The organism is Actinotalea subterranea (genome assembly GCF_008364845.1).
Lineage (GTDB): Bacteria > Actinomycetota > Actinomycetes > Actinomycetales > Cellulomonadaceae > Actinotalea > Actinotalea subterranea.
Genome location: NZ_VTTP01000026.1, coordinates 1 through 1,321, shown reverse-complemented (window position 1 = coordinate 1,321; position 1,321 = coordinate 1). Strand labels below are relative to the sequence as shown.

The following is a 1,321-nucleotide window of genomic DNA, read 5'->3' as shown; positions in this document are numbered from 1 at the left end:
GGGCCGCCTAGCAGTGGTGGTCGCTGCTGCAACAGCGCTAGGCGGCCCCGCTGCACCGCTCGGTCGCACGTCGCACGCTAGACCCAGCCACCGACACGGCCAGGCGCCCGACTGGGGCACGGGCCAGATGACCACAGACCAGGGCGTCCACCCGCGAGGACTGCAGTGCCGTCCCTGTCTCGCCAGATCGACGCGGCCCAGTCGTTCGCCTGTGCTCGCCTCGGGCCCGCGCGGCTGTGCGCCGGAACGCCGGGGCCCCGCAGGGGTGGGCGTTCGGGCGTGCGGAGCGCGCCCCTTGCAAGCATTGCGAATTACTCAACGCACCATCTCGAAACAGCGTGCGACCTGCGGAAACGCCGCTAGAACCCTTGCGCGGGCCGCCTGGCCCGTGGCAGAATATCTGCCATGAAACCTGGCAAGAAGTCCTGGACGCAAGAGCCGATCTCTCCCGAACTGGGCGCGCTGAACGATGGCCCGGTCGACGTCGTCCGGGGTGAGGCCGGCGCCGCGTTCTTCGCCCCGGTGACGCCCGGAGCGGTGCGCCGGCTGTCGAGCTCGCAGCAGGACCGGCTGGCCGAGCTGCAGGACCACGCGCTGCAACTCGAGCACTTCCAGGCGCACCTCGACGACCTCGTGCTCGAGGCGCGCTCTGCGGGGCTCTCGTGGGCCGTGATCGGCTGGTCGGTCGGCCTCACCGCTGAGGGTGCCCGCGGCCGCTGGGGAGAGCGCGACACGCCCTGAAAATGGCTAGGTCCCCCGATCATGAGACCGGGGGACCTAGCGTGCGGCTTGTTGAGAACGCACAAACGCAACGGTACGCCGTAGCCAGACGCAGCACCACGAAGACCCCGGAACGACGCGCCGGGCGAGTGCAGAAGTCCACCGGCTGGCCCCCGGGTGTAGTGAGACCAAAGGGCATCACCGAGAGCATCCGGCGTGCGTGAAGGCAGACCCGGAGCACCAAGGCCGCAGAGGCAGGCTCGGGGCCGTCAACGGGCCCCGGGGCACGGATGCTCACTCCCCGGTCCTGGCGCCCGAGTAATCCCCGTGGCGCGGCCCTAGCGACGTCGTACGCGACCGACCGCAGCGGCACCCCCTAGAGCGCATGAGCACGAGCCCCGCATACGGAGCCCGGCGCTCGTCCGTGCGCTCTAGGGGGGCCGCGCTCTGCCCCCGCTCCCTCCCACAGCGGCCACACCGCCCGGGCCTGGGTAGAGCGCTGAAGGGCCGTCCGAGCGGAGCGAGGGCCGCCTAGCAGTGGTGGTCGCTGCTGCAACAGCGCTAGGCGGCCCCGCTGCACCGCTCGGTCGCACGTCGCACG

At 71.4% G+C, this 1,321-nt stretch carries 1 protein-coding gene; it reads left to right on the top strand.

Going from position 1 to position 1,321, the window contains the following annotated elements; genetic code table 11:
* Positions 1-405 precede the first annotated feature (405 nt).
* Complete coding sequence (locus FZ988_RS18365; RefSeq protein ID WP_149205495.1) at positions 406-741, top strand: hypothetical protein; 336 nt, start codon at positions 406-408, stop codon at positions 739-741.
* The last annotated feature ends 580 nt before the right edge of the window (positions 742-1,321 follow it).

What these genes read in the sequence shown, in the direction of transcription:
- FZ988_RS18365 (WP_149205495.1), top strand. Translation starts at nt 406, where the DNA reads ATGAAACCTGGCAAGAAGTCCTGGACGCAAGAGCCGATCTCTCCCGAA.